Annotated in this window: 19 protein-coding genes; 11 read left to right on the top strand and 8 right to left on the bottom strand. The window is 61.1% G+C overall.

The annotated features are described in order from the left end of the window. Positions 1–2 precede the first annotated feature (2 nt). The gene (locus tag AvAM_RS10710; RefSeq protein ID WP_137747031.1) at positions 3–422 is read left to right on the top strand and encodes a hypothetical protein; all 420 of its coding nucleotides are present in this window, start codon (positions 3–5) and stop codon (positions 420–422) included. Between the two features lie 79 nt (positions 423–501). Beyond that, a complete protein-coding gene (locus tag AvAM_RS10705) occupies positions 502–1,335 on the top strand; it encodes a sterol desaturase family protein (RefSeq protein ID WP_137747030.1) in 834 nt (277 codons plus the stop codon). Here AvAM_RS10705 and AvAM_RS10700 read toward each other — a convergent pair. Beyond that, positions 1,332–1,610: a hypothetical protein gene (locus tag AvAM_RS10700; RefSeq protein WP_137747029.1), complete on the bottom strand. Its 279-nt coding sequence runs from the start codon at positions 1,608–1,610 to the stop codon at positions 1,332–1,334. The two genes, AvAM_RS10705 and AvAM_RS10700, sit on opposite strands and share 4 nt — an antisense overlap. Here AvAM_RS10700 and AvAM_RS10695 point away from each other — a divergent pair. Beyond that, positions 1,597–3,432 (top strand): glycosyltransferase family 39 protein, encoded by a 1,836-nt coding sequence (locus tag AvAM_RS10695; protein WP_137747028.1) that lies wholly within the window; start codon positions 1,597–1,599, stop codon positions 3,430–3,432. The genes AvAM_RS10700 and AvAM_RS10695 overlap by 14 nt on opposite strands. Before the next feature lie 34 nt (positions 3,433–3,466). Here the strand turns inward: AvAM_RS10695 and AvAM_RS10690 are convergent, their stop codons facing one another. The 7 genes from AvAM_RS10690 to AvAM_RS10660 form a co-directional block, all read right to left on the bottom strand. Then, the gene (locus tag AvAM_RS10690; RefSeq protein ID WP_249368042.1) at positions 3,467–4,393 is read right to left on the bottom strand and encodes a hypothetical protein; all 927 of its coding nucleotides are present in this window, start codon (positions 4,391–4,393) and stop codon (positions 3,467–3,469) included. Next, entirely contained in the window at positions 4,384–5,658 is a 1,275-nt protein-coding gene (locus AvAM_RS10685) for an ABC transporter ATP-binding protein (RefSeq protein ID WP_137747027.1), read from the bottom strand. The genes AvAM_RS10690 and AvAM_RS10685 overlap by 10 nt, the downstream gene beginning before the upstream one ends. Then, on the bottom strand, positions 5,659–6,459 hold the full coding sequence (locus tag AvAM_RS10680; RefSeq protein ID WP_137747026.1) for an ABC transporter permease: 801 nt from the start codon (positions 6,457–6,459) through the stop codon (positions 5,659–5,661). It lies immediately after the preceding gene. A 73-nt stretch (positions 6,460–6,532) separates the two neighbouring features. Continuing rightward, a complete protein-coding gene (locus AvAM_RS10675; RefSeq protein ID WP_137747025.1) occupies positions 6,533–7,507 on the bottom strand; it encodes a peptidylprolyl isomerase in 975 nt (324 codons plus the stop codon). Between the two features lie 78 nt (positions 7,508–7,585). Further along, on the bottom strand, positions 7,586–9,193 hold the full coding sequence (locus tag AvAM_RS10670; RefSeq protein ID WP_137747024.1) for a cell surface protein: 1,608 nt from the start codon (positions 9,191–9,193) through the stop codon (positions 7,586–7,588). A 448-nt stretch (positions 9,194–9,641) separates the two neighbouring features. After that, positions 9,642–11,471 (bottom strand): glycosyltransferase, encoded by a 1,830-nt coding sequence (locus tag AvAM_RS10665; protein WP_171012189.1) that lies wholly within the window; start codon positions 11,469–11,471, stop codon positions 9,642–9,644. A 157-nt stretch (positions 11,472–11,628) separates the two neighbouring features. Next, positions 11,629–15,282 (bottom strand): methyltransferase domain-containing protein, encoded by a 3,654-nt coding sequence (locus AvAM_RS10660; protein WP_137747022.1) that lies wholly within the window; start codon positions 15,280–15,282, stop codon positions 11,629–11,631. Between the two features lie 156 nt (positions 15,283–15,438). On the opposite strand from AvAM_RS10660, the gene AvAM_RS10655 reads away from it, so the two are divergent. From AvAM_RS10655 to AvAM_RS10620, 8 genes are all read left to right on the top strand, one after another. Then, positions 15,439–16,542, top strand: coding sequence for a glycosyltransferase family 4 protein (locus AvAM_RS10655; RefSeq protein WP_137747021.1), 1,104 nt, complete (start codon positions 15,439–15,441; stop codon positions 16,540–16,542). After that, positions 16,527–18,401, top strand: coding sequence for a hypothetical protein (locus AvAM_RS10650; RefSeq protein WP_137747020.1), 1,875 nt, complete (start codon positions 16,527–16,529; stop codon positions 18,399–18,401). Before AvAM_RS10655 ends, AvAM_RS10650 begins: the two co-directional genes overlap by 16 nt. Before the next feature lie 66 nt (positions 18,402–18,467). Beyond that, positions 18,468–19,358, top strand: coding sequence for an acetylglutamate kinase (gene argB, locus AvAM_RS10645; RefSeq protein WP_094288851.1), 891 nt, complete (start codon positions 18,468–18,470; stop codon positions 19,356–19,358). Between the two features lie 24 nt (positions 19,359–19,382). Beyond that, a complete protein-coding gene (locus AvAM_RS10640; RefSeq protein WP_063459990.1) occupies positions 19,383–20,075 on the top strand; it encodes a response regulator transcription factor in 693 nt (230 codons plus the stop codon). An 89-nt stretch (positions 20,076–20,164) separates the two neighbouring features. Continuing rightward, complete coding sequence (locus AvAM_RS10635) at positions 20,165–21,616, top strand: sensor histidine kinase (RefSeq protein ID WP_137747100.1); 1,452 nt, start codon at positions 20,165–20,167, stop codon at positions 21,614–21,616. Between the two features lie 232 nt (positions 21,617–21,848). Beyond that, positions 21,849–22,511: a nucleoid occlusion factor SlmA gene (gene slmA, locus AvAM_RS10630; RefSeq protein WP_137747019.1), complete on the top strand. Its 663-nt coding sequence runs from the start codon at positions 21,849–21,851 to the stop codon at positions 22,509–22,511. Between the two features lie 184 nt (positions 22,512–22,695). Further along, positions 22,696–23,439 carry a TetR/AcrR family transcriptional regulator gene (locus tag AvAM_RS10625; RefSeq protein ID WP_137747018.1) on the top strand — a complete coding sequence of 248 codons (744 nt, stop codon included), beginning with the start codon at positions 22,696–22,698 and terminating at the stop codon, positions 23,437–23,439. A 5-nt stretch (positions 23,440–23,444) separates the two neighbouring features. After that, positions 23,445–25,241 carry an acyl-CoA dehydrogenase C-terminal domain-containing protein gene (locus AvAM_RS10620; protein ID WP_137747017.1) on the top strand — a complete coding sequence of 599 codons (1,797 nt, stop codon included), beginning with the start codon at positions 23,445–23,447 and terminating at the stop codon, positions 25,239–25,241. Positions 25,242–25,278 lie beyond the last annotated feature (37 nt).

The following is a 25,278-nucleotide window of genomic DNA, read 5'->3' as shown; positions in this document are numbered from 1 at the left end:
CCATGAAAAGTCATTTCATCAAATCCCTTGCATCTGTTGGAGCACTGACTGCAGTGGCAGTCCTTGCGGGCTGCGCCGCTATCACCCCGGCTACGCCAGAAGCCACGGTTCAAAAGCGTGCGCAAGAGCGTGTCAATCTGATGCAAGCGCGCGAGTTCACCAAAGCTTACGCCTACCTCACACCGTCCTACAGGGCGCTCAATGATGCAGACTCTTACAGCAAAAGCTTTGGCAGCGGTGCATCTTGGGTTGAGCCCAAGGTTGACCAAGTGAAATGCCCTGATAGCGACCGCTGCTTGGTATCGGTCACTGTGGGGGTTCAAGTGGTGGCACCCGGTTTTGGTACCAAACCTCTGCCATCCACCATGTGGGAAACGTGGGTGCTGGAAAATGGCCAGTGGTGGTTTCACAAGTACAACTGAACTGAATCAGGCATGAATGCTATATATTTTATAGCATTCAATGCAGGCCTAGCAGGCGGAAACGGCATATTTGCGTGTGATGGACTTCTTCTTAAACCTTTGGGGCCATCTGCGCGCAGTGCTTGCGGGCCTTGTTCCTTGGTGGCCAGTGTTGGTTGGGGCTATCGCGGTGGAGGTCTTGAGGCCTGGCAAAAGGCTGCATTGGCCTACCGTTATCGCTAATAGCGTCTATATCCCGCTCGGTTTGGCCCTTGGTGGCACCGTGCTTAGTTACGTACTGCCAACCCTTGATGCGCAGGTGCCACCCGACATCCTGAGATTGCGGCAATGGGCTGATACGTCGGTCAAGCAAGTCGCTCTGTGGCTGCTTTACCTCGCTTGTTTCGATTTTCTGTATTACTGGTTGCACAGAGCGCAGCACCAGGTTCCATGGCTTTGGCGTTACCACATGGTCCACCACTCAGACGTCAACGTCTCTGCAAGCAGTGTGGGGCGCCATCATTGGCTTGAAGAAGGCTTTCGCTACTTTATAGTGACTGTGCCATTGATTATCTTGATGGGTGGCGCACATGGCGCACCTGTGTGGGTTCTCGGCTTCATTGTGCTCAATGGGATATTCATGCACTGGAATGTCTCTTTCCGATTTGGAATGCTGGAGCGCTTGGTGATTACGCCCGCGTACCATCGGTTGCACCACTCCATTGAAGAGCGGCACTATGACACCAACTTTGGAGTCTTCACCCAGTTGTGGGACCACGTATTCAGTACGCGCCAGATTCCAGCACGAGATGACTATCCCGAAACAGGTATCGTAGGCCTTAGCAGCACGCGCAGTTGGGCCCTGTTGGCTCCCTGGCCGATACTGCTGATCAGAAGAAATGCAGGGCCGCCGAGCGAGCCCAAAAGCTTCTAGTGAGCGGGGTTGGAAATTCGTTTCATAGAGATGCCGAGAACCCCAATCATGCTGCGTTGCAAATCCTCGCAATAGCCATGGCGCGCGCGGCGTTTCGGCTTTGAGTCAAGCAGATTTTCATTTTCTTCGCGTAATCCCAGATTCAGGATGCCCGCTGTTTTCGCATCGGCAATCTTGATAACACTTTCGATTGGACTCGCTCGGGTGACCAGGCATTTGCAACCCCCTATCCCCGTAGACCGCGATCGTCTCTTCGATGTGATGGCTTTGGTCATCATGGTGTTGTTAGCGGGCATTCTGTTGTTCTTTTACGATGTCACGCTTCATGGAGCAGACCAGATCCGCGACATGGAAGTTGCCCGTAATTTGGTGCGCAGCCATATCTGGCCTGTAGACAGTCCGCCGATGTTTGGTGAGCAAGTCCGTTTGCCACCGGCCTTCTACTACCTGCTCGCCCTGCCGCTGTGGATCCATGACAGCGAAGGTGCTGTATTTATTTTCTTCGCGCTACTTTTTATTCTCTCCGCTGGCTTCCTTTGGCGAGAGATGTCCCGAAGTTTTGGCCCCCGCTACGGATTGGCGTACGTTGTTTTTGCGTTCCCAGTTTTTGCCTCGGTCCATGCCCATAGCGCTTGGAACCCTGCCTTGGCGATGACATTGAGCAATGTGTGGCTTGCATTGTTCGTACGGGCTATCGAGTCACGCAACACGGCATGGTTGGCCCTTCCTTGTGTGGTGTTCGTCCTCCTGCAAGTGCATCCCTCTGCCGCCCCTCTTTTGTTGGGGCTGGGGATGTACGTGGCCGTGCACCGCAAGGTGCTAACTGACAAAGTGACCTTGCTCACCGTGGCGGGCATCATCGGCCTCACAGCATTGTGGGCTGTCCACTCTGATGCCGTTGCTCAATGGGTCTCTCTCCAGCCCCAGGGGGCAGCCGTTGAGCGTACAAGCTTCGGAGAAGTGCTCACCCGCCTGTCGGATACTGGCAAGTGGAGAGACGCATTGCTGATGCCCTACGGCATCGTCAGAGGCATACAGCCGGCCATACCCGGTCTGGCCCAGCTGACGGGCGTTCATCTTCTCGCAATGCTGGTGGGCGGTATTCTGGGGTGCGGCACAGCAATTGCCAGCCTCACATTTCGCTGGGTTCTGCTGTCCGCCATCCTCTGGTTTGTCGCCGCCATGGCAGTGTTGGCACAGGGCTCCTTTTGGCATTTGTACGTCATATATCCGTGGCTGGCCGTACTGGCGGCCATGGGCTGGGGGCGCTGGAGTGAGCGCGCAAAACTGTCGCCGCGCATGTCTCTGGGTGTGGGCGCGGGCGTGGCGGTGCTTGCAGTAGCGGGGCACCTAGTGCTTTACGTGCAATTTGCCAACAAAGGGAATTACGATCTGAGCCTGTCTCGTGCATTCTTCCCCCGAGCGTGGGCGCTCGCGGAATACAAGGTACCCGCCTACACCTACAGATACCTCCGCGAAGTCCGTGATGCCCTTGTTTCCCACGGCATCTGCAGCAGGCAAGTGGCAGGGATGCGCACCATGGTGTTGCAAGACATGAATCTTCGGGCGTTCGAAGTCGCTTGTGAGGAGAGCAGTGCGAAGGCTGCCCCAGGTTACTTTTTTGCACACGATGATGACCGTGCAGATTTTGAATTCACTGCGAGCCTGCAACCGCTGCAAAGGGTGGGTGGCAGTGCAATCTACGCGGTGGATCCAGTGCGCATCGGCCTTGGTGGTCAAGCCGTGATCGCGATGCGAACCGACCATCGAGTCAACTACATGACCTACGCGCCTGCGCGCCTTGAAGAGGGGCTGGTAATTGACGTTCCTCCTCACGACAACGCCGTGCTGCTGCGTGTTGCACTGCGCTGTCTGAAAGAGCACCCAGTGATGCAGGCCGTTGATTGGCGTCTGCAACTCGCGGGCGGTGAGGCCTCGCACCCGGCGGTGAAATCCCGCCAGCACAAATACTTGGGGTCGATCTTCTACGACCTGGAGTGGCGACTGCAGCCGGGGCCGTCAGGTGCTGTGTTGTCTTCGGTTGCCGGCCCGCTCGAATGCGACCTATCGGCTATTGCACGCCGAGCAGAGGGGTGAGACTGCTGCGCACTGGCTGCTCTAGAAAAACGGCTCACTGCCCGTTAAAGAAACGCGGTGCCTCGCCCCAGAAATGCCAGAACGCGTTGTTGTGCGCTAGCGAGTCATCCAGATGCTGAAAGACCATTTGTGCCAGCTCCTGTGCATCGCTTCCTGGTGCAGGCAATGCCAGTTGGACGATTTTCAGCAACCGTCTGCCCGTTTGTGTGTCGAACCCAGTCACATACACGGTCACAGGTACTTGCATGTCCACTGCCAGCCGCAGCAGACCCTTGGGCACGCGCACCGGCATGCCACGCAGGGTTACCAACGCACTGGCGTCCACCTGATCGGCCGGCACATCCACCGCAGCGAACACCTGCTCATGGCGCCTGAGTGCCTGCACCACGGGGCGCAGGCTACCCGACACCACCAGCGGTGCACGGCCCAGTGCCTGGCCAACGCTGCGGGTGCGTGCCACGGCATAGCGCCGCAGCACAGACCGCCCCGCGAACGGGGTTCCTTCCATCGCGGCCACCAAGGCATGGGCCTGTAAACCCTGGGCGCCGACATGTCGTAAAGCCCACATGCCAGCCCCCCAGTGGAACGTGACACACACGCCCGCCCGGGCGGGGTCGGGCCATTGCCCCTGCACGTCCATGTGACGCTGCATGAAGGTGTTGGAGCGGGTTACCGCCAGGTAATGGTCGGCATGATCCACCAGTGTGACCAGGCGGCGTGTTGCTAGCCAGCGTGCTTCGTCACCCGGTGACACCTGCCCTAGCCTTTGGGCTTGGGCCAGAGCCTGCAGGCAAGCGCCCCGGTAAAGCCACTGAACGCGCGCCAGATGCTTGAAAAGCCAGAAACACCAGCGCCAGGGAAGGATGGCCGCCAACCCGGGGACTAGCACGAGTTCGATCAAATCGCGCAGTTCGGTGCGCAGCCGTTGATGCAAGGTCGAGCGCATCAGCGTCAGCTCCACACGTGCGGCAGGTGCAGCAGACCAGGCGTTGACTGCGTAAACACATGTTGAAACCTGGCGCAATCCTTCCACTCGTCATAGACCACCAGCCCCATGGCATCAAAGAGGTATGCGCTCACGCTGTACTGGCCCGTGTGCAACGGCAGGTCGGTGAAAGTAACAGTGGCTACCCAGGCGCCACTCTCGTCCTGTATCGCGCTGGCGCCGTCCACATGCGTGCCTGCCGTGGTGATACCAACACCGCCGCCCGCCTGTTCCAACATGACACCAATGTTGGGGCGCTCGCCTACCGGTGCATGTGCCCGCACCGTGATACGCAGGTGAGGAGAAGCCAGTCGGCCGCACGAGGCATCCGGCTGCACCACCACATCTGGCAGGTCCACCGACTCGATGTGCGCATGGGCTGGCTGCGCTTTGCTCTGAGGGGGCGTCAACACGGCTGCAGCCGCGTCAATGGCATCTGCAGGGCTCTGTGGCACCTCGGTCGGCGTCTGTTGCCGGGCTCGCACATGCGCTTCGTAAGAGGCAATCACCTCCGGCGCAGGTCCCAGCGCGCGAGGTTGGCCTTCGTGCAGCCACAGTGCGGTGTCGCACAGGCGTTGTACGTGGTAGAGGCTGTGCGAGCAAAAGAGAATGGTGCAACCGTTGTTGCGGAAGGCTTCAATGCGCTCGACGCATTTCTTTTGGAAGTGCTGGTCGCCTACGGCCAGGGCTTCATCGATGATGAGCAAACTGGGCTCGATGGCAGTCACCAAAGCAAAAGCGAGGCGCACCACCATGCCAGACGAATAAGTCTTGATCGGGCGATCGATGGCTTCCTGCAGCTCGGAAAAGGCAATGATCTCCGACTCCAGCCGATGCATTTGCTGCGTCGTGATGCCAATCAAGCTACCGCCGAAGTACAGGTTCTCGCGCCCTGTGAAATCAGGGTGAAAGCCTGCGCCCAACTCCAAAATCGCCGTGACCCGGCCCTTGCGCTGGATGTAGCCTTCAGATGGCTGCATTGTTCCGGCCAACAGCTTGAGCAAGGAGCTTTTTCCCGCGCCGTTGTCACCGATCAGCCCCAGGCATTCCCCCCGCTTGAGTTCCAGCGAAACACCACGCAAAGCCCAATGGCTTGTGAAATTGCGGCGGTTGCTGAGCAAGGCCCACAGCCGTTGCTGAGGGGATTGGAATACCCGGTATTCCTTGCCCAAATCGTTGACTTTCAGCGTCGTCGAGCGGGCGGCAGCGAAATCATTGTGCGAAGCCGAAGGCAGCAGCATCTACAGCCAATCCGTTAATTGATCCAGGCTGCGGCGCAGCAGCAAATTCAGCAGCAATGCCCCCAGCGCCAACCAGGCAGCGATGCCAACCCAAACGGACAATGCGGGCCATGTGCCCTGAAGCAAGATCGACTGATAGCCACTCACCCAGGCTGTCATGGGGTTGAGCCACAGCACCCACGCCCAGCCCTCGGGGAACTGGCTGGCAGGAAACAACACGGGGGACAAGAAAACCCCCAGAGAAAGCGCAAATCCCACGAACTGCATGGTGTCGCGCAGTGCAGCCGCCAAGATGGCCAGCGTGGCACCCCACAACACACACAACAAAACCTGTAACAGCATTAGCACAGGGAAGGCTAGCGCAGCAGGTGCAAAGTTGTGGAGGGGGGCATAGGCCAATAGCAACAGCAGCAATAAAGGGCCGAAGACCATGCTGCTGGCGGCTATGGCCCTGGCCGGGAACAGCATCGGTGGTAACGCATTTTTTTGCAGCACGGGGCCGGATTCCAGCAGGCTGGCCATGCCGCGTGAAAGTGCATCGGCAAACGCCATCCACGGCAACATACCAGCAATGAGGTAAGTGCCAGCGGCATGGGTAGCGGCGCCAGCCCCCATGCGAATGGCAAACACAACGTCAAACACCAGGTAGTAGGCCGCCACCGTGAGCAGCGGCTGCGCGTAGGCCCAGACCGCGCCCAGCGCGGTGCCTGCATAGCGGGCCGCTATTTCGCGCTGCGTCAACACCCAGCACAAAGCGCGCGCACGCCACAGTGCGGCTGCTTGCTGGATCAGAATAGGCATGCGGAAGGGGGCAAACAAAACCCTGGCTGGCTTTGAGGGGGCTGGTGCGCTGCAGCCAGCCCGCATAAGCAATTCACTTGGTGGTTGTGGGGGGCGCAGTGGGGGCGGCAACCTTGGACTGCGCGGCTTCGGCCTGCTTTTCGCGGGCAACGAAGGCGTCTAGCGCAGTGGGGTTGCCTTGTGCCAGACTCCGCAGACGATCCAGTTCCGCCTCGCGTGTCTTATTGCGTTGTTTGGTGGCGATAGAGGCCACGAGTTCGTCACGCACTTCCTCATACGACTTGGCCACGGCGGGGCGACGGCCATCCAGGCGAATGATGTGGTAGCCGAACTGGGTTTTGACCACCGGGCTCAGATCACCCGGCTGCTGCAGGTGCTTGAGGGCCTCGTCGAACTCCGGCACCATGCGGCCGGCCGGAAACCAATCCAGGCTCCCTCCGCGCAGGGCGCTGCCCGGGTCGCCCGAATGTTTGCGGGCCAGTTCTTCAAACCGCGCGCCTGCTTTGAGTTCGGCCAAAAGTTCTTGTGCCTTGGTCTTGGCAGCGTCGTCGCTGCCCTTGACGAGGATATGGCTGGCCAGGGTTTGCGCGGGGCTGTTAAAGCGGTCCTTATCACCTCGGTATTCGGTACGGGCTTGGGCCTCCAGCAACTCGGCTCGGCTGACAGCGGCTTCCTCAAGATTGAGGAGTCGGGCGTTGGCCAGGATGGTTTCGCGGTTCTGCTGTATTTGGCGCTTTACTTCGGGCTGGTCGGCCACTTTTTGGCGCTCTGCCTCGGCAGCCAGGGCCTTGCGGAGGTAGACGGTATCCAACCACTGCTTCATTTGCTCTGGGTCGGCCAACAATTGTGCGCGGAGGTTGGGCAACAGGGCGCGCAGATCGGCTTGTACCTGCTCTTGTGTGATGACAATACCGGCCCCTTGGAGCAAAACGGGATTGGCTTCAGTGGCATGACCAACAGCGGCCGCACTCAGGGTGCTGGCACACAACAAAGCAGAACGCAGGATTTGGGCAGTGGAAAACTTCATCATCGTGAAAACAAAGAACAAGAGTAAAGCTGTAGCACTGAAAGAAAAAAGGCGGGGAAAGTTCCCCGCCTTTTTATGCAAAGCTAACTAACCCGAAGATTAGCGAACCGTGCGGTGTGCCCAGGCGCCGCCCAGGTTGGCACCGGTAACCTTGGATGCCGAGTAGCCGATGATTGGCAGACCGGCAGCAACAGCACCAGGGGTGTTCACACGCATCCAGCCTTCAGCCATGCCGGTGCCCGTGCTCAGGTTGGAGCGCGTCAGCACGCCACCCACCACGGAATCGCCGGTGTTGTTGAAGGACAGCACGCTCACTTCGCCGCACAGCGTCAGGGCCGATGCTGGCGAGATCACGAACGTGGTCTTGGTCAGCTCTTCACGGTTGTAGCCGCGCAGGCTGCCTGGCACCACGCATGCCACCGTAGCGGCTGGCGTACCAGCGATGTCGTTGGCAGTGTTGAGCTTCGTGTTGACAGGAGCGTAGTGGTCCGTGCCCAAGGTCAGGCTGGTAGTACCTGCAGCGAGGTCGCGGAACACCAGACGGCTGGCAGCAGCAGCTGCGTAGTTCACAGCAACGTGGTAGCGGCGGGTAGGTTGCGACAGAATCCAGTCGGTCGAGAAGCCGTTGCCGGTGATGAACTCGTTAGACACCGCAGCCGTAGCCAGGGCAGCCGTCAGGTTCGTGGCCTGTGCGGATGCAGTCACAGCACCAGTGTAAGGCGTGGACAGATCTGGGTAGTCGTACTTAGCCGACAGAACAGCGCCGCCCAGCAGCAGGGGATCTGCCGACAGGGTTGTAGCGACGGTTGCGTTGGCACCGTTGGCTTGTGCAGCGCTGGTTTGTGGGAACCAGACGATGTTGCCGACGCCATTGGCGCCAGCGGCGTTCTCAGCGCGCACAGCGGTAGCGGTGCCAGAGAACGAAGCAAAACCTGCCACGTTCACAACGGTCCAGTTAGCGAACAGGCCGCCAGTGGGGTAGTTGTAACCACGGGTGAACCACGTGTTGGCATTGGCTGCTGCAGTCGTGTCCAGATCGTTCTCTTGCAGGTCCAGCACAGCGGTTGCGCAGGTAGGCGTGCCAGAGGTCGCGCCGGAGGTGGCGTGCTTGACTGCTGCGAACAGTGGGTTGGCAGTTGCGCCCAGTGCGCCGGTTGCAGTTGCCAGCGTTGGAGGCACGTCGGCCGTGTTCAGGATTTCGATGTAGCCTTCGCGCGTTTGAGCCTTGTCAGCGTCGCGCACGCGGTCGGTCTTGAACTTGCCGCCCAGGTCCTTGATGTCTTGCTTGTAGGGCAGCGTGCACGACGTGTCGCTGGTCACCAGACGGGAAATGCCAGAGCCGTCTTCGGCCGCAGCCACTTCAGCCGTCCACACGTCGCCAGGCGACAGGTAGATGGTGATGTCAAACACGTCGTCAGAGTTCTGAGCGCCGCGGTAGCGCAGCTTCACAGCCTTGCCGTTCACGTTGTCGGTGTTGACCAGGTTCAACAGTGTCTTGTTGGTGCCTTGCGTAGTGAAGTAAGGCACGGTCAGGATGTGACCCACGCCAGTAACGGTGGGGTTCAGCGCCGTGGCGAGCGGATAGACGCCGCCAGCGGGATTAGCAACAGCATCGCCAGCGCCAGCAGCGGTAGGGATGACCACACCTGCGGATGCAGCGCCACCAATCAGGGCAGCAATGCTCAGGGCGAGAACGTTCTTTCTCATGTATGAACTCCAGTTAAAAGTTGAAAGCGCAACTACCAAGATTGATTACGCTAGTTGATGGTAGCACAGCCCTTTGGGGCTACAGCGCCCGTACTCCCTTGTAAAAAAAACCTTGTTTGAAAAAAACAACGCTTTCTTTCATGCCTGCGCCAAGCCAACCTTCGTCGGGTGTCTTGGCCCAAGCATTTGGGCGGGTCGCGGGCAGTTTATTCTTTTGGCGCCGCAGGGCAAGGCCTTATGCGCAAGTTGTATCGATTGATGGCAGGAGTGTGGCATTTCGCACACGAGGCAGCTGCGTTGTGGTGCGCTTTGCCCAACTTGCGCGGTGCCCCCGGGTGGGGGCTATTGAGCCCGTTCGCGTTTGACTGCCGAATGGCTTTGGGGTGGAAGTGCCCCTGCTTCGGCTGGTGCCGCCCCAACCATGGATTGTTCGGGATAACGGGCGTTGTTACCGGATGGTGGGGCTTGGGGTGTGCACACGCCGCTGGATCGCTGCGGAGGCGGGCAAGGGGTTGCGCGGTAGCCAGCAGGTGTGCCTGATTTCGTAGGCGGGGTGGAAGTAAGGGTCACCGACGTCCAGCCAAGCCTGCCAGCGCGACAGGAATTTTGCCGAGTCTTCGGGGTGGGGGTCGTAGCCTTCTGCCTTGCCACGGGTGAGCGATTCGTGGTGCAGCAAGGTGGCCTGTGGGCAATAGAGTATGCGCCAGCCGCTTTCCAGGGTGCGCAAACACAGGTCCACGTCCCCAAAGCCTACGGCCAGGGTTTCATCGTAGCCGCCAATCGCGTCAAAGGCTTCGCGCCGCATGAGCAGGCAGGCGGCTGTAACGGCGGCCACCTCGTGGGTGGTGATGAGGCGGCCCTGGTGGGCGATGTCCACGCGGTCGGGGGGCAGGCGCAGGAACTTGCCGTAGTGCTCGGCAATGCCGAACGCGCCTACGCACACCCCTGCGTGCTGGATGGTGGTGCGGTCGGGGTAGAGCAGCTGTGCGCCCACCATGCCCACGCCGGACTGTTGCGCCAGGGCCAGCATGCGTTCCAGCCAGCCGGGTTCGATGGCTTCGATGTCGTTGTTACAGAATAGGTAGTGGGTATAGCTATTTTGCAGCTGGCGCACAGCCCAGTTGTTAATGGCAGAGAAGTTGAAAGGGCCGGCATAGCGCAGCACGGCGGCCTGCGGCGCCAGCGTGGCGAAGTAAGCAACTGAAGCTGGGTCGTCGGATTCGTGGTCAATCAGCACGATGTCGTAGGCCACCGACTGGCTAATGGTGGCGTGCAGGCTTTCCAGGCATTGGCGCACCAGCTCGCCATGGTTCTTGGTGGGGATGATGATGGCCACCCGGTGGTTGGGCTGCAGGGGGTAGCGCGGCGAGAAGAAGTTGAATGACATGCCGGGCTCTATCGTGCCCGCCTGCCCGGTGCGGTCCAGGTGGCGTTGAAGCACCCCGGCAGAGATGTTCATGACCTCGGCGGCCTTGCTGTGGCCTGCAGACGCGGTGTGTGTGCGCCATTGGTACAGGATTTCCGGAATGTGAACAATGGTGCGCGCGCGCTCGGATGCCCTCAGGATGAGGTCGTAGTCCTGCGAGATGGAGAGCGATTCGTCCAGCCCCCCCAGTTCACGCAAGAGTTGTGTGCGAAAGCCCACCAGGTGCACGATGTAGGGGTGCTCGCGCAAGTACTCCGGCGAAAAGGTGGGGCGCAGAACGTATTGCAGTACGGTTGCGCCATCGGGCGAAACGAGCACTTCGTCCGAATAAGTCATGTCGGGGTCGTCCTCGTGTACCGATTCGGCGACGCGGAACAATGCCTGCGGCTCCAGCAGGTCGTCGTGGTCCAGGAGCACGACAAACGGGGTGGTGCTCATTGCCAGTGCCAGGTTGGTGGCATGTGAAACGCCGCGATTGGTCTCACCCAGGTGGAGCTTGATCCGGCTGTCCTTGCGCGCATAGTCCTGCAGAATGCGGCGCACATGCGGGGCCGTGGATGCGTCGTCGGCAATGCACAACTCCCAATGGGGATACCACTGGGCCTGCACTGAGCGCAGCATGTCGTGCAGCATGGGCTCGGGTGTGTTGTAGGTGGGCACCAGAATGCCGATGCGCGCAGGCTTTTGCATGGCGGCGATGGCGCTCTCGATGCTGGGGCGGGCTGCAGCGGCAAAATTCTCGCGGTGTTGTTGCCAGCCAGTTGCTGGTGGCCCTTCGCTCAGTGATGCCAGCAGCGCGCCTTTCAGGCCCCGCATGCCGTGGGCGCGCCATGCGGCCAGCAGCTTGTGCATGTTGTGTCGAAAATTGGCTCTGTCTTTGAGCAAGTGGCGCAGGCTGTGTGCCAGCAGGCGCAGCTTGCGACGGAGGTCTTGGAATGGTTGAGTCACGGTATCTGTCGAAAGTAGGAAGGCGTAGGCGGGGGCTCTGGTGTCCAAAGCCAGGCGCGAACTAGGGTTGGACGGGTGCCGACGGCGCGTTGGTGAGGTAGTCCGTGTCGTATGACCAGGCGGGCAGGTGATCGTCGGCGGTCTGAATGTGCATGCCCGGAGCAGGTGTGGGTGGAATGCCCTGCACATAGTGCTGCTGGCGCAGCTCAAGCATGAACGACAGCCAATCCCCGGGCGCGGTGTCCCAAGGTCGAATCCAGCTCCACGCGCGACCTGCGAGCCGCTCTGGGAAGGCTCCGAGGTTGGTAGCGATGACGGGTGCGCCTGACTGGAGGCAAGCGCTTAGTGTGTAGCTGTAGGTCTCGGGCCAGCGGGCGGGAAACCAGATCAGGTCAGGCTGTAGGCGCCTTAGCAGGTGAGGCAGGTCAGCGTCGTCGTAGGCGCCGTGCACACTCAGGCTGGCATGGGGCTGCAGTTGCAGGGGGCGGTGGGCGTACCCCAGTAGATGGAATTCAATGGGTGCTTGAATGCGTGCTGCCTCTTGTGCGGCGGCTTCCAGGGTGTTGGCGCCCTTGATCTGATTGATGGCACCGACCACAAAGACGCGCAAGTTGCTGGATGGATGCAGGCTGCGTGGCGCCGGGCTGGGCAGAGGGGTGCGCGGGGTGATGTCAAGGTGTGGTGCGTGGCGCACATTGGCCGTGGGAAAGTAGCCTTCCAGGCGTTGTGCGGCATCGCGGCTGGGGGCAAGCACCGTGCGGGCACCGTTCAGAAATATCCTGTGGCGCAGGCGCCAGTCCTGGATGGTTTCGCCTGTGGGGGCGGGGCGGCCTTGCAGGCAATTGATGCATTGCTCGATGCCTTGTTCGCCGCAGTACGACTGTGCTGGGTCTACGAGGGCAATTTGTGGGCAGGCGTTGTAGTAGTCGTGTGCTGTGAAGTCGTAGGTTACGCCGAGTTGCTCCGGTAGCCGCATCAGGTCGGGATTGACGCCCAGGAGGTGATGGTAGTGAATCTGGTCAATGCCAATTTGACGTAGCAGCTCGACCAGTTCATCTGCCTGTTGCAGCCCGTGATAGTCGAGTGCAAAGGATTCCTTTGCATCGTCCCATTCGAGCCTAACGCGGTGATCGGCCAAGGGGGTCAGCGTGAGGCATATGGCACGGCCCTCAAAGTGCGTGGATAGTTCGTGCACATGCCGGCGGGTGCCGCCGCCAATGCCATGGAGCACGGCCAGAATGCGTGGCAGGGTACTGTTTTTCAGCCGTGCAACATCGAGCGCTTCGCGGTAAGGGCGTGCGGGGTCTGCGGCCACGTGGGCCTGGATAGTGGCCTCGTAGGTGGGGTGCAGTTGATGCAGGATGGCCTGTGCTGCGGCTTCCCGTGGGCTTTTGGATGCGCCAAAGCTAACCCCGCCCACGTGGCGCACGTAGGTGTCCATGGCCAGTACGTGGCGCCATCCGTGGCGTGTGGCGCGGATGCAAAAATCGTTTTCTTCCCCGTAGCCTGCACCGAAGCGCTGCGCGTCAAAAGGCCCTGTCTGTGCCAGGCAGTCGCGGCGGATGTACATGCAAAAGCCAACAGCTGTCGGAATGTCTACGCCAATGCTGGCGTGGGTGGCTGCGCACAGCGCGTCCATCGACGCGGTATCGTGGCCTGGCGGTAGTGCATTTTTTTCGCAGAAGCGCGGGTAGCTGCAGATGGTCGCGTTGTTGGACAGGGGGGTGGCTGTGCCGATGTCTGGCTGGCGGTAGACGGCTTCGCGCAGGCGGTCGAGCCAGTTGCCAGCGACTTCCGTATCGCTGTTGAGCAACAGAACATCGTGGTCAGGCGCCAGAGCCATGCCACGGTTGACGGTTTGCACAAAACCCAGGTTAGTGGAGTTTTCCAGCAGCGTGATGCGGGGCTCGCACTGGGCTTGGTCGCGCAGCCATTGGGTCAGCTCAGTGTCTGGGCTGGCGTCGTTGATGATGATGATGCGCGCAGGGGTTCTGAGCGTGCTGTGCAGTACGGACCCGAGGCAGCGCTGGGTGTCGGCCATTCCTCGGTATACCGGGATGATGATGTCTACGATCGCCGCTGGCGGGGCGATGGTGGGGGGTGTTGAGGGTGCTGCAGCCGGGGTATCCGGGGAAGGAGTTTCTGGCGCAGGAGTCGGAATGCTCGGGCTGGGGTCTGGGGTGACCTCTGGCAGTTGGATCGGCTGCGGGGCAGGCTCGGTGTTGCCCTTGAGCAGGCGGATTGCCTTGTGTTTGAGTCGCGCGATGGGCCGGGTGATGCGAAAAACGCGAGAATTTTCTAATCCGCGCACGTGCGCTTGCACTTGCTCCATCTGAAGATTGAGTTGATGGTGCAACTGCTGTAACTGGGCGTGTTCGTTGGACAGAGGAGCCAAATGTGCGAGCTGGGCCAGTTCCAGGGAGACTTGTCGGTGCGCGTGCTGCAATTGGGCCAACGCATGTTCCGCATGCGCTGACTGCGTTTGCAGTTCGTGGGTGCGATGGGCGAGTGCTAGATAGTCGGCTGACATGGGCCAGCCGATTTCCATTTCCAGGGCGCAGCCTGGCGTTTGCAGGCACTGCGCCAGCACTTGGGTTGGAATGGGGGGGGTAAACCAGGGGTCATTGCCTGTGAGTAGAAGCAGCGAGGTACCCGGTGCTGTGGCAAGAGGGGGAGCCCAGCTAATCTGGTGGTGAGCTTGGTCATTGAGCGGTAAGGCATGAGATTCGTCTGCTCTCCACTGCCAGCAAACTGTTCCATCAGCCTGCCGTAGATGCAGGCTGTGCAGATGCAGGAAGCCGGGGCGGTCGGCGGGGTCAAGCCGCAGGCTCGGGTTGCTGCTTGCATGGGCTGGTAGTTCAAAACGCAGCGTTTGGCGCGGCATGCCAATACGACCGCTAACAACACGCTTGCGCGCTTCGTCGTATTGGCCGTTTTCGCCCCAGTACATCTGTGCTGTGAATGTCGCATGCTTGTCATGTGGGGCTTGCTCGTCACTTGGGCGCTGCGCAATCTCGGCGCTGGCAGCAGGGCGCACAACTCCAATAAATTGGTAGCTCAATGCATCGGGCAGCGATAACAAATAGCGGGTGACGGCGGGGGGCAGGCTGTCTGGTGTTTGCTCAAATTCTGAGTCCCATAGCTCGCGTCGAATCGCCTGAAGTGTGTCGATCGACCAGCCGTTCTCTTGAAAAAAGCGATACAGGGAGCGTCGCGTGAAGAAGCGTAGGTGGGTCTTGTCCAACAAGCCTTCTGCGCGGTAGCGGAACTCGCCATGCATCAGATCCAGCGTCAGGCCAGCATAGGCGGCATTGGGCACTGAAATCAGTAGCCGCCCCTTAGGTGAGAGCAGGGTGCGGCATGCTTGAAGAATTCGCTCGGGGTTGCGCAAATGCTCTAGAACGTCGGCGCAAACAATGGCGTCATATTGATGGCCCGCGAAAAGCTGAGGCAGGTTGACTGCTTCCAGATCTGCCACCTCGACCTTGCGGTAATGAGGGTGTGCATGTTCGGCCTCTGCGCGGCTGAGTGTCACGCCGTCACAGGTGCAGCCGCGCTCAGTGCTAAGGTACTGGCCCAGCGCGCCGCTTCCGCAGCCAAGATCAAGTACCTTGCCCTCCACGGGTACCAAAGAGGCCAAAACCGATAGCGAAGTTTGCTCGTCCGGCCGAATTTGCCGAAGATAAAAGTGCAGTTCTTCATTGCTTTGGGTCATGCAAGGATTATGACGGCGCTTTTTCTGGCTTTAGCCACGGGGGCTTGGACGCTCGGTTCCTGCCACAATAGAGGGCTTTGCTTGGCAGGTTGACGCCGCGCCGTGTTGAAGAACCCTTACATATCGGCTGGCGCAGGCCGATAGGATCGGCGTGCCATGATTTTGATTTCTCTCGTAGCCTTTTTGATTTCGGCGCTCGTTGCTGGTGCCGTTGTCCGCTGGGGGCATGCCCACACGCGCACCTATGGCCATCACATGCCCCAACGGTTTCATGCTGGGCATGTTCCCCGTCTTGGCGGATTGGCTCTGCTGACGGGAGTAGCGATCGGCTGGGGCATGGGGGTAGCCCAGTCCATGTTTTTTGGAGATCCTGCTTCTTTGCGCTTGGGGCCTTGGGTGGGGCTTTGGATGGCGGCTTTGATGCCTGCGGTTTTGGGCGGCATGGCAGAGGACGCAACGCAGCGTCTGGCTGTGCGTTGGCGTCTGGCACTCACGGGATTGACGGGGGTTTTGGCGTTGACGCTTTTGGGCCTGAACGTACCGCGGTTGGATTTGTATTGGCTGGATGGCTGGATGGCGTCAGTGCCTTGGTTTGGCTGTGGTATAGCGTTGTTGGCTGTGACAGGGCTGCCTCATGCTTTCAATATCATCGATGGCTACAACGGCCTTGCAGGTGCTGTAGCGCTGGCAGTTTGCCTGGCGTTGGTTCATGTGGCATTGCAGGTGGGGGACCGTAGCTTGGCGGTGCTGGTTGCTGCCACAGCGGGCGCCACGATGGGCTTCTTGGTGTGGAACTATCCTCGCGGCTTGCTTTTTGCCGGTGATGGCGGGGCGTACGTATGGGGGGTGGTGATTGCGATCGCCAGTATTTCCCTGGTGCAGCGCAATCCAGCCGTTTCGCCATGGTTTCCCGTTCTTCTGCTTATCTATCCTGTGTGGGAGACGGTGTTTTCTATCTATAGAAAACTGGTGCGCGGGGTTTCCCCTGGTGTGGCGGATGCATTGCATTTTCACCAGCTAATTTACCGGCGCATTGTGCGTGGTGTGTTTGATGACGATATATCTCGGCGCATGCTGAGTCGTAACAATCGCACATCGCCTTATCTGTGGGCCTTCACGATGCTGACGGTGGTGCCAGCGGTGCTGGCATGGCAGAACACCGTGCTTCTTATTGTATTTACTGTATTGTTTGTGGTCTCTTACGTTGTCGCTTATTTGGCCATCGTGCGCTTTAAGGTGCCTGGGTGGATTCAGGGTTGATATTGTTTGGTGTCTCACCTGTCTGGTCCGGCTTTGCGGCGCTGGTTTGGATCGGCGTCTTTCAAGCACTTGGCTGGAGTTTGTGGCAAATGCTCTGGAGGGGGGCTCGGAGCGATACCCGCTGTTTGACTCAAAGCTACGGCCAGATACCAACGGGGTTGTTGGCGTTGTTTTTCCAGCAAGTGCTGGGCATGGGCGGGGCCATGTTGCTCCTGTTGTTGTTGGCGGTCTGTGGCTTGTTCCATTGGCCAGGGATTGCCATGGCGGGGGGCGGAAGCGTTGGCATTGCTGCTGTTTTGCGATATCGCGGGTCTGCGATCAAGACGGTGGGCGCAAGTGACCACGCATTGGTAACACTCCCTGAGTGGTGCGCTTTAGCGTGTGCAGTACTGCTGTCGGTAGCGGTTTCATGGCGCTTCCCGGGGGCATGGGACGACACGTCCTACCATTTACCACTGGCCCGCGCGATTGTTGAGCATCAGTCGCTGGTAGCCAATGAGTGGCTGCGGTTTCCATATTTTCCCGCTTTTATGCACTTGTTGTTCGCTGGAGGATTGCTGGTGGACACGTGGCTGGCGCAGTGGCTGGCGACATGGCCTGTGGCTGTGACTCTCCTAGGGTTGATGGGTGCTTCCCGGTGGATTTTCGGTCACTCCGCATGGGGGGTATTCGCTTGGGCTTTGTACATCTGTACGCCCGCCTTGGGGCATTCGCTGGGGTTTGCCTATGTAGATGCGGGGTTGGCGTTGTTCTGCATGGCTGCTGTTTTGGGCGTCGCTATTTGGGCATGGCCAAGCGCGCGAGAGCATCGTGCTTTGTTGGTGCTGGCTGGACTGTGTGCCGGTTTCGCAGGGGGCATTAAATTTCATGGGCTGGTAGTGGCGGGGGGCTCGGTATCCGCTGTATTGATAGTGTCCTTGATATGGGGTTCGGGGAAACGGGCTGTGGGTAACGTGTTGGCTTTCGGTGTGCCGTGCGGGATGGTGGCGGTGTTTTGGTATGCCCGTAGCTACTGGATGACCGGTGATCCCATTCATCCTGCTGGGGCCTCGATATTTGGTTACTACTTGTGGACTGAGCAGGATCTTGTGTTGCAGATGGCAGAGCAAGCTACGCATGGTTTGTCCAAGCAATGGGTGAACTTTTTGCCTGGCATCTGGCATGCCCATGTACCTTATCTCTACGCCGCTTTCGGTTTGCCATTGTTGCTGATAAGGGGTAATCGACGCTTCTGGTTTGTTGTCGGTTTTGTAGTGTGGGCCAATGTTTTGTTCTGGTTTTGGATTAGCCAAGTAGATAGATATCTTGTTCCCGTCTTGCCGCTTGCGGCGCTGCTGTGCATGGCGCTGGTGAGGGGGCTGGCGTTGTTGGCTACTTCATCAACTGTGGGGCATGAGCCGACTGACATGTTAGTGCGGTGTTTTTGGATGCTTGCACTTGCCTGTGCTGGCTATCTCGCGTACTCGTCGTTGATTCAGTGGCATAAGCGCGCCCCTCTTTCGGCGCAACGCGAGGGGTTTGCTGAAATAGCGCTGCTGCACAGGGCTGAAGAACTCGCTCCACAGTACGGGGAGCGCGTTCTCAACATGGGCTATGAAAACGCATTTTTTTACTACAGAGGGCAACTCATTGGCGACTGGTTTGGGCGGGCTGCTTTTCCGCGTATTGCAGACTGCAGCTCGGCGTGCCGGATGCGTCCGCCACTGGAGACTCAGAGGATCATGCAGGATCTAGGCGTTCGCCTGGTCTTGATCCATTCCGGCAAGTTTCCTTTCGATGAGGCGCAATACTCTTCGCAACTTGTGTTGCTGGGGAAAAGTGGACCGGGAGTCCTGTATGGCATCAGGCCGACTCCGTGAGTCTTCTCAGATTCTTGGGGCACAATTTAAGCCTTACTTTTTTCTTCTTCCGGATGGCACGCCCCCATGACCGACCTTCTTTCGATTGCCCCGCGCGACAAGGCTGAAATTCTGGCCCAGGCGCTGCCGTATATCCGCAAGTTCCATGGCAAGACCATGGTGATCAAGTACGGCGGCAACGCCATGACCGACCCGGCCCTTCAGGCAGACTTTGCCGAAGACGTGGTGCTGCTCAAGCTGGTGGGCATGAATCCGGTGGTGGTGCATGGCGGTGGCCCGCAGATCGAGACGGCCCTGAACCGCCTGGGCAAGAAGGGCGAATTCATCCAGGGCATGCGCGTGACGGATGCCGAGACCATGGAAGTGGTCGAATGGGTGCTGGCTGGCGAAGTGCAACAGGACATCGTGGGCCTGATCAATCAGGCGGGCGGCAAGGCCGTGGGCCTCACGGGCCGCGATGGCGGCATGATCCGCGCGCAGAAGCTCAAGATGGTGGACAACAAGAACCCGGCCATCGAGCACGACGTGGGCCAGGTGGGCGATATCGTTTCCATCGACCCCAGCGTGGTCAAGGCACTGCAGGACGATGCCTTTATCCCTGTGATCAGCCCCATTGGCTTCGGCGAAAACAACGAGAGCTACAACATCAATGCCGATGTGGTGGCCAGCAAACTGGCCGAGGTGCTCAAGGCTGAAAAGCTGGTGCTGCTGACCAACACACCGGGTGTCTTGGACAAGGCGGGCAACCTGCTGACCGACCTGACCGCCCGCCGCATTGACGAGTTGTTCGCCGATGGCACGATTTCCGGCGGCATGCTGCCCAAGATCGCCGGGGCGCTCGACGCAGCCAAGGCGGGCGTCAACGCGGTGCACATCATTGATGGCCGGGTGCCACATGCCATGCTGCTGGAGATCCTGACCGAGCAGGCCTACGGCACGATGATCCGGTCGCACTGATTTCCGATATTCCTGCGGCCCGCCATGCGTTTGCTCCTGGTCGAAGATGATGTGATGGTGGCCAGCGGTATCAAGCTGGGGCTGACCGACGCGGGCTATGCCGTGGATTGGGTGGGCAGCGGTGAGCGCGCCGAGGAGGTGCTGCGCACCGAGTCGTTCGATGCGGCGATCATCGACATCGGCTTGCCGGCCATGGATGGGCTGGAGCTGACGCGCCGTTTGCGGCGCCCGGACATGGCCAGCCCGGCCATGCCGGTGCTGATCCTCACGGCACGTGACGCGTTGCATGACCGCGTTCAGGGGCTGGACCTGGGGGCAGACGACTACATGGTCAAGCCCTTTGAGCTGCCCGAGCTGTTGGCGCGCCTGCGGGCCTTGCTGCGCCGCTCGCAGGCGGCCACCACGGCGGTGCTGAGCTTTGGCCCGCTGGAGCTGGACACGGCTGGCCGCCGCGCCAGCATCCGCAGCGATGCGGGCGAGCAGGTGATCGAGCTGGGGCCGCGCGAGTGGACGGTGCTCGAATACCTTCTCATCAATGCCCCCAAGCCCGCCAGCAAAGACAAGCTCTTGCAGGCGCTGACCGGCTGGGACAAGGAGATCACGCCCAACGCGGTCGAGGTCTATGTCTCCCGCCTGCGCGGCAAGCTGGAGCCCCATGGAGTGGCGCTGCGGTCGATCCGTGGGTTTGGCTACCGGCTGGAACTCCAGAATCCCTGATGGGGCGACTGCCCCGGCTTCTTTCTTTTTCTTGACCGCCCGCCATGCTGCTTCGGAACTCCTCTACCAAGCGGCCCGGTTTGCGTGCCATGACGTCCGACCTGCGGACCCGGCTGCTGCTGATGCTGGTGCTGCCACTGTGTGTGCTGGCGCTGGTGGGGGTGTGGCTGGACTACCGTTCGGCCGATGAAGCAGCCGTCCAGCATGACCAGCGCCTGGTGCGCCTGTTGCCCGCGCTGGCCGACTCGGTGCTCGCGCCGCCTATCCGCGACAACGCCTCCCCCTTGTTGCTGCTGGCGCCACCCATTGAAGATTTCCTGCGCCAGAACGCTGGGTTTTCTGCCTATAGCGTGCGCGACACGTCGGGGCGGCTGTTGCTGGGGGACGACTGGGTGCATGGGGCGGTGCCCTCCACGCTGGCCCCCGAGTTCCACAGCGTGGAGTTTGGCGGCGTGACCTACCGGGTGGCTGTGCAGCGCGGCCGCACGGGCGCGGGCGAGCTGGTGGTGGCGCTGGCTGACGGCTCCGACCCGCGCCAGAAATGGGCCCAGCAATTGCTGCTGCGGGTGCTGCTGCCCAACCTGGTGCTGCTGCTGGCGGCAGGGTTTGCCATCCACTGGGCGGTGCGGCAGGCGTTCAAACCCCTGGTGGGCCTGGCCGAGGCGGTGGAGCGCCGCTCGCCGCGCGACCTGAGCCCCATCGATGAAGCCGCCTCGCCCGACGAGGTGCGCCCGCTGGTGCATTCGCTCAACCGCCTGTTCGCTCTGGTCAATGCGCAGGCCGAGGGGCAGCGCCGTTTTGTGGCCGATGCGGCCCACCAGCTGCGTACGCCGCTGGCGGGGCTGCAAGCGCAGGTCGAAGCCTGGGCCATGATGGCCAAAGCGGCGGCTCCCCCCCAGGTTTCGTTCCCGGACTTTGATCGAAAAATGCCGTTTGCGCGCGAGGATCGTACGCAGGGTGCTATTGTTTTAGGAGTTGATCAGATCGAGAAGCTGCGCAACGCCACGCGCCGCACCTCGCAGCTGGCGCACCAGCTGCTGGCGTTGTCCCGCGCCGATGCGCGCAGCCTGGATGCCCAGCCGCCGCAGCGGGTGGATCTGAAGGACCTGTGCGAGTCCCTGCTGGAGAATTTTCTGGACGCCGCCACTGGCAAGGGGTTGGACCTGGGGCTGGATGTGCAGTTGGTGCATGTGACCGGCCATGGCTGGCTTCTGCGCGAGCTGCTGTCCAATCTGGTGGACAACGCTATCAAGTACACGCCGCCCGGCGGGGTTGTCACCATCCGCTGTGGACTGCGCCAGGGCCGCAGCGGCCCCCCGCGTGCCTATGTCGAGGTCGAAGACGATGGTCCCGGCGTGCCCGAGGCCGAGCGCACCCGGGTGCTGCAGCGGTTCTATCGCGTGCCGGGGGCTGGTGGTGAAGGCACGGGCCTGGGCCTGGCCATTGCCGACGAGATCGCCCGCGTGCACCGAGCCGCGCTCACGCTGGGCGCGGGTCCGCAGGGGCGTGGGCTGCTGGTGACGGTGGTGTTCCCTTTGTAGCCGGTGCTGGCAAGGCGCAGCGAACGGGTCCCAAAGGGCTGTGCGAGAATCATTTCCATACACGATTGACTTGTGCAAACAGGTGCGGCGACAGCGCACCCCCGGCGCTGGTGGCCTGCCTGCACCGCCGGTGACCGCACCAGCCGCGACGATTCTTCCTGCCTTGCCGCACCCTTGCGCATGCCCTGCTGGCATGGGAGGGGGCAAGGCCTTACCGGAGCCCCTGTCCCGCATGTCCGAACTCTCGCCCCAGCCCGAGCCTGTATCTACCGATGACTCCGGAGATGCCCCCGCCGCGCGCAAGCGACCCAAGCCGGGTGAGCGCCGCGTGCAGATTCTGCAAGCCCTGGCTGCGATGCTGGAGCAGCCGGGCGCCGAGCGCATCACCACCGCCGCGCTGGCTGCGCGCCTGTCGGTGAGCGAGGCCGCGCTGTATCGGCACTTTGCGAGCAAGGCGCAGATGTTCGAGGGGCTGATCGACTTCATCGAGCAGACCGTGTTCACCCTCGTGGCGCAGATCACGGGCCGCGACGTGCCCGACCCCGATCAGGCGCCGGAGGTCGGTGCGCGCCAGGCGGCGCGCATCGTGGCGTTGCTGTTGCAGTTTGGCGAACGCAACCCCGGCATGGTGCGGGTGATGGTGGGCGATGCCCTGGTGTTCGAGCATGAGCGCCTGCAGCAGCGCATGAACCAGTTCTTTGACCGCATCGAATCCACGCTGCGCCAGTGCCTGCGCCCTGCTACGGCGGCGTCGGCCACGCCCACGGTGGATGCGCAGGTGGCGGCCAGCGTGCTCACGGCCTTTGCGCTGGGGCGGCTGCAGCGCTATGCTCGCTCGGGCTTCAAGCGCCTGCCGTCCGAACACCTGGATGCCAGCCTGGCACTGATCCTGTAAAGGGTTTTTGCTATGGCCCGCGTCTGCGGGCTGAGGGCGGGCGTGGCAGAGGGCGAGGGGCTCTGCCGCGCGGTGGTGCCGCCACAACGCGCGTTTGGGTGACCCTCCCTATTTTCTCCAGGGGTTTTGGCCGTGCCCTGAAATTGCTGCAGAATAGAACGAACGTTCGTTTTTATTTGCCAGCATGCCCGTAACTTCTGAATCCAGCCCGGTCAGCCGCAGCCCGCGCACCCGCAGCAGCACGGGCCGCGCCTTGCAAAAGGGCCAGCAAACCAAGGCGGCCATCGTCGAGGCGGCGCTGGGCCTGGCCACGCACATCGGGCTGGAGGGCCTGTCCATCGGGGCGCTGGCCGATGTCACGGGCATGAGCAAGTCGGGCGTGTTCGCCCATTTTGGCTCGCGCGAAGAGCTGCAGATCTCCGTCATCCGCGAATACCACACCCGCTTCGAGCAGGAAGTGTTCTACCCCGCCATGTCCGCGCCGCGCGGCGTGGCGCGTTTGTCGGCGCTGTTCGACAACTGGATGAAGCGCACCTCCATCGAAATCGACTCGGGCTGCATCTACATCAGCGGCGCCGTCGAATTTGATGACCGCACCGGCCCCGTGCGCGATGCGCTGGCCAGCTCGGTGCTGACCTGGCACGCTGCCATGCGCCGTGCCATCGAGCAGTGCAAGGTGTTGGAAGAGCTGCGCGCAGACACCAATGCCGAGCAGATGCTGTTCGAGATCCACGGCCTCATCCTCGCGCTGCATTACGAAGCGCGCTTCCTGCAGACCCCGGGCTCCATGGGCCGGGCCGTGCAAGGCTTTCACAACATCCTGGCGCGCTACAGCGCCGCAATGCCGGGCGCAGCCGCCACGACAGCGCCCGCTGCCGCAGCCAAGCGCCGCAAAGTTTTCAACCAAACCACCACCTCCAAGGAGTAAACCCCATGCCTATGTACACGCCGCCCCTGCGCGACATGCAATTCGTCATGCACGAAGTGCTCAAGGTCAGCGATGAATTCAAGGCCATGCCGCCCCACGCCGAGGTGGATGTGGACACCATCAACGCCGTGCTCGAAGAAGCCGGCAAGTTCACCGCCGAAGTGACCTTCCCGCTGAACATCAGCGGCGACACTGAAGGCTGCGTGCTCAACAAGGCCACCCACGAAGTGAAGACCCCCACGGGCTTCAAGGACGCCTACGCCAAGTACGTCGAAGGCGGCTGGGCGGCACTGTCGTGCGACCCCGCCTACGGCGGCCAGGGCCTGCCCTTCGTGCTGAACCAGTGCCTGTACGAAATGATGAACTCGGCCAACCAGGCCTGGACCATGTATCCCGGCCTGTCGCACGGCGCGTACGAAGCCCTGCACGCCCACGGCACCGACGAGCAAAAGAAGGTCTACCTGCCCAAGCTGACCAGCGGCGAGTGGACCGGCACCATGTGCCTGACCGAACCCCATTGCGGCACCGACCTGGGCCTCCTGCGCACCAAGGCCGAACCCCAGGCCGACGGCACCTACAAGATCACCGGCAACAAGATTTTCATCAGCGCCGGCGAGCACGACATGACCGCCAACATCGTGCACCTGGTGCTGGCCCGCCTGCCCGATGCGCCCAAGGGCAGCAAGGGCATCAGCCTGTTCGTCGTGCCCAAGTTCAACATCAAGGCCGACGGCTCGCTGGGCGAGCGCAACCCCATCTTCTGCACGGGCCTGGAGCACAAGATGGGCATCCACGGCAACGCCACGGCACAGATCGCCATCGACGGCGCCATCGGCACCATGGTGGGCCAGCCCAACAAGGGCCTGGCCGCCATGTTCGTGATGATGAACGCCGCCCGCCTGGGCGTGGGCAACCAGTCGCTCGGCCTGACCGAGGTGGCCTACCAGAACGCCCTGGCCTATGCCAAGGACCGCATCCAGATGCGCAGCCTCTCGGGCGTGAAGGCCAAGGACAAGGACGCCGACCCCATCATCGTGCACCCCGACGTGCGCAAGATGCTGCTCACCGCCAAGGCGTACGCCGAAGGCGGCCGCGCGCTGCAGATCTTCTGCACGCTGCTGCTGGACAAGGTGCACAGCCACCCCGACGAAAAGGTGCGTGCCGAATCCGAAGAGATGGTGGCGCTGCTCACCCCCATCGTGAAGGCCTTCATCACCGACAACGGCCACATCTCCACCAACGCCTGCATGCAGGTCTTCGGCGGCCACGGCTTCATCAAGGAATGGGGCATGGAGCAGTACGTGCGCGACAACCGCATCAACATGATCTATGAAGGCACCAACACCATCCAGTCGCTGGACCTGCTGGGCCGCAAGATCCTGGGCAACAACGGCGCCACGCTGAAAAAGCTGGGCAAGCTGATCGGCAAGCTGGTGGAAGAAGAAGGCGTGAACGAGAAGATGGCCGAGTTCATCAACCCCATCGCGATGCTGGGCGACCAGATGACCAAGTTCACCACCGAGATCGGCTTCAAGGGCATGCAGAACCCCGACGAAGTGGGCGCCGCTGCCGTGGACTACCTGCGCGTCGCCGGCCACCTGGTGTTTGGCTACCTGTTCGCCCGCATGGCACAGGTTGCGCTGCGTGAGATCGCTGCCGGCAACACCGACCCGTTCTACGGCGCCAAGCTGCAGACCGCGCGCTTCTACTTCGCCAAGCTGTTCCCCGAAACGGTCACGCTGATGCGCACGGCCCGTGCGGGCAGCAAGGTGCTGATGGACACGGATCTGGCCCTGGCCTGACCGGTGGATCTGCGGATTTCAAGCTTTTTTGGCACGG

This window comes from Acidovorax sp. NB1, from assembly GCF_005405905.1.
Taxonomy (GTDB): domain Bacteria; phylum Pseudomonadota; class Gammaproteobacteria; order Burkholderiales; family Burkholderiaceae_C; genus Acidovorax.
The sequence above is the reverse complement of the archived record's forward strand: the minus strand, read 5'-3'. Positions and strand labels throughout refer to the sequence as shown.

Coding starts and splice junctions, on each gene's coding strand:
- AvAM_RS10710 (WP_137747031.1), top strand. CDS start 3: ATGAAAAGTCATTTCATCAAATCCCTTGCATCTGTTGGAGCACTGACT.
- AvAM_RS10705 (WP_137747030.1), top strand. CDS start 502: ATGGACTTCTTCTTAAACCTTTGGGGCCATCTGCGCGCAGTGCTTGCG.
- AvAM_RS10695 (WP_137747028.1), top strand. CDS start 1,597: ATGGCTTTGGTCATCATGGTGTTGTTAGCGGGCATTCTGTTGTTCTTT.
- AvAM_RS10700 (WP_137747029.1), bottom strand. CDS start 1,610: ATGACCAAAGCCATCACATCGAAGAGACGATCGCGGTCTACGGGGATA.
- AvAM_RS10685 (WP_137747027.1), bottom strand. CDS start 5,658: ATGCTGCTGCCTTCGGCTTCGCACAATGATTTCGCTGCCGCCCGCTCG.
- AvAM_RS10680 (WP_137747026.1), bottom strand. CDS start 6,459: ATGCCTATTCTGATCCAGCAAGCAGCCGCACTGTGGCGTGCGCGCGCT.
- AvAM_RS10670 (WP_137747024.1), bottom strand. CDS start 9,193: ATGAGAAAGAACGTTCTCGCCCTGAGCATTGCTGCCCTGATTGGTGGC.
- AvAM_RS10665 (WP_171012189.1), bottom strand. CDS start 11,471: ATGCACAAGCTGCTGGCCGCATGGCGCGCCCACGGCATGCGGGGCCTG.
- AvAM_RS10660 (WP_137747022.1), bottom strand. CDS start 15,282: ATGACCCAAAGCAATGAAGAACTGCACTTTTATCTTCGGCAAATTCGG.
- AvAM_RS10655 (WP_137747021.1), top strand. CDS start 15,439: ATGATTTTGATTTCTCTCGTAGCCTTTTTGATTTCGGCGCTCGTTGCT.
- argB (WP_094288851.1), top strand. CDS start 18,468: ATGACCGACCTTCTTTCGATTGCCCCGCGCGACAAGGCTGAAATTCTG.
- AvAM_RS10640 (WP_063459990.1), top strand. CDS start 19,383: ATGCGTTTGCTCCTGGTCGAAGATGATGTGATGGTGGCCAGCGGTATC.
- AvAM_RS10635 (WP_137747100.1), top strand. CDS start 20,165: ATGACGTCCGACCTGCGGACCCGGCTGCTGCTGATGCTGGTGCTGCCA.
- slmA (WP_137747019.1), top strand. CDS start 21,849: ATGTCCGAACTCTCGCCCCAGCCCGAGCCTGTATCTACCGATGACTCC.
- AvAM_RS10625 (WP_137747018.1), top strand. CDS start 22,696: ATGCCCGTAACTTCTGAATCCAGCCCGGTCAGCCGCAGCCCGCGCACC.
- AvAM_RS10620 (WP_137747017.1), top strand. CDS start 23,445: ATGCCTATGTACACGCCGCCCCTGCGCGACATGCAATTCGTCATGCAC.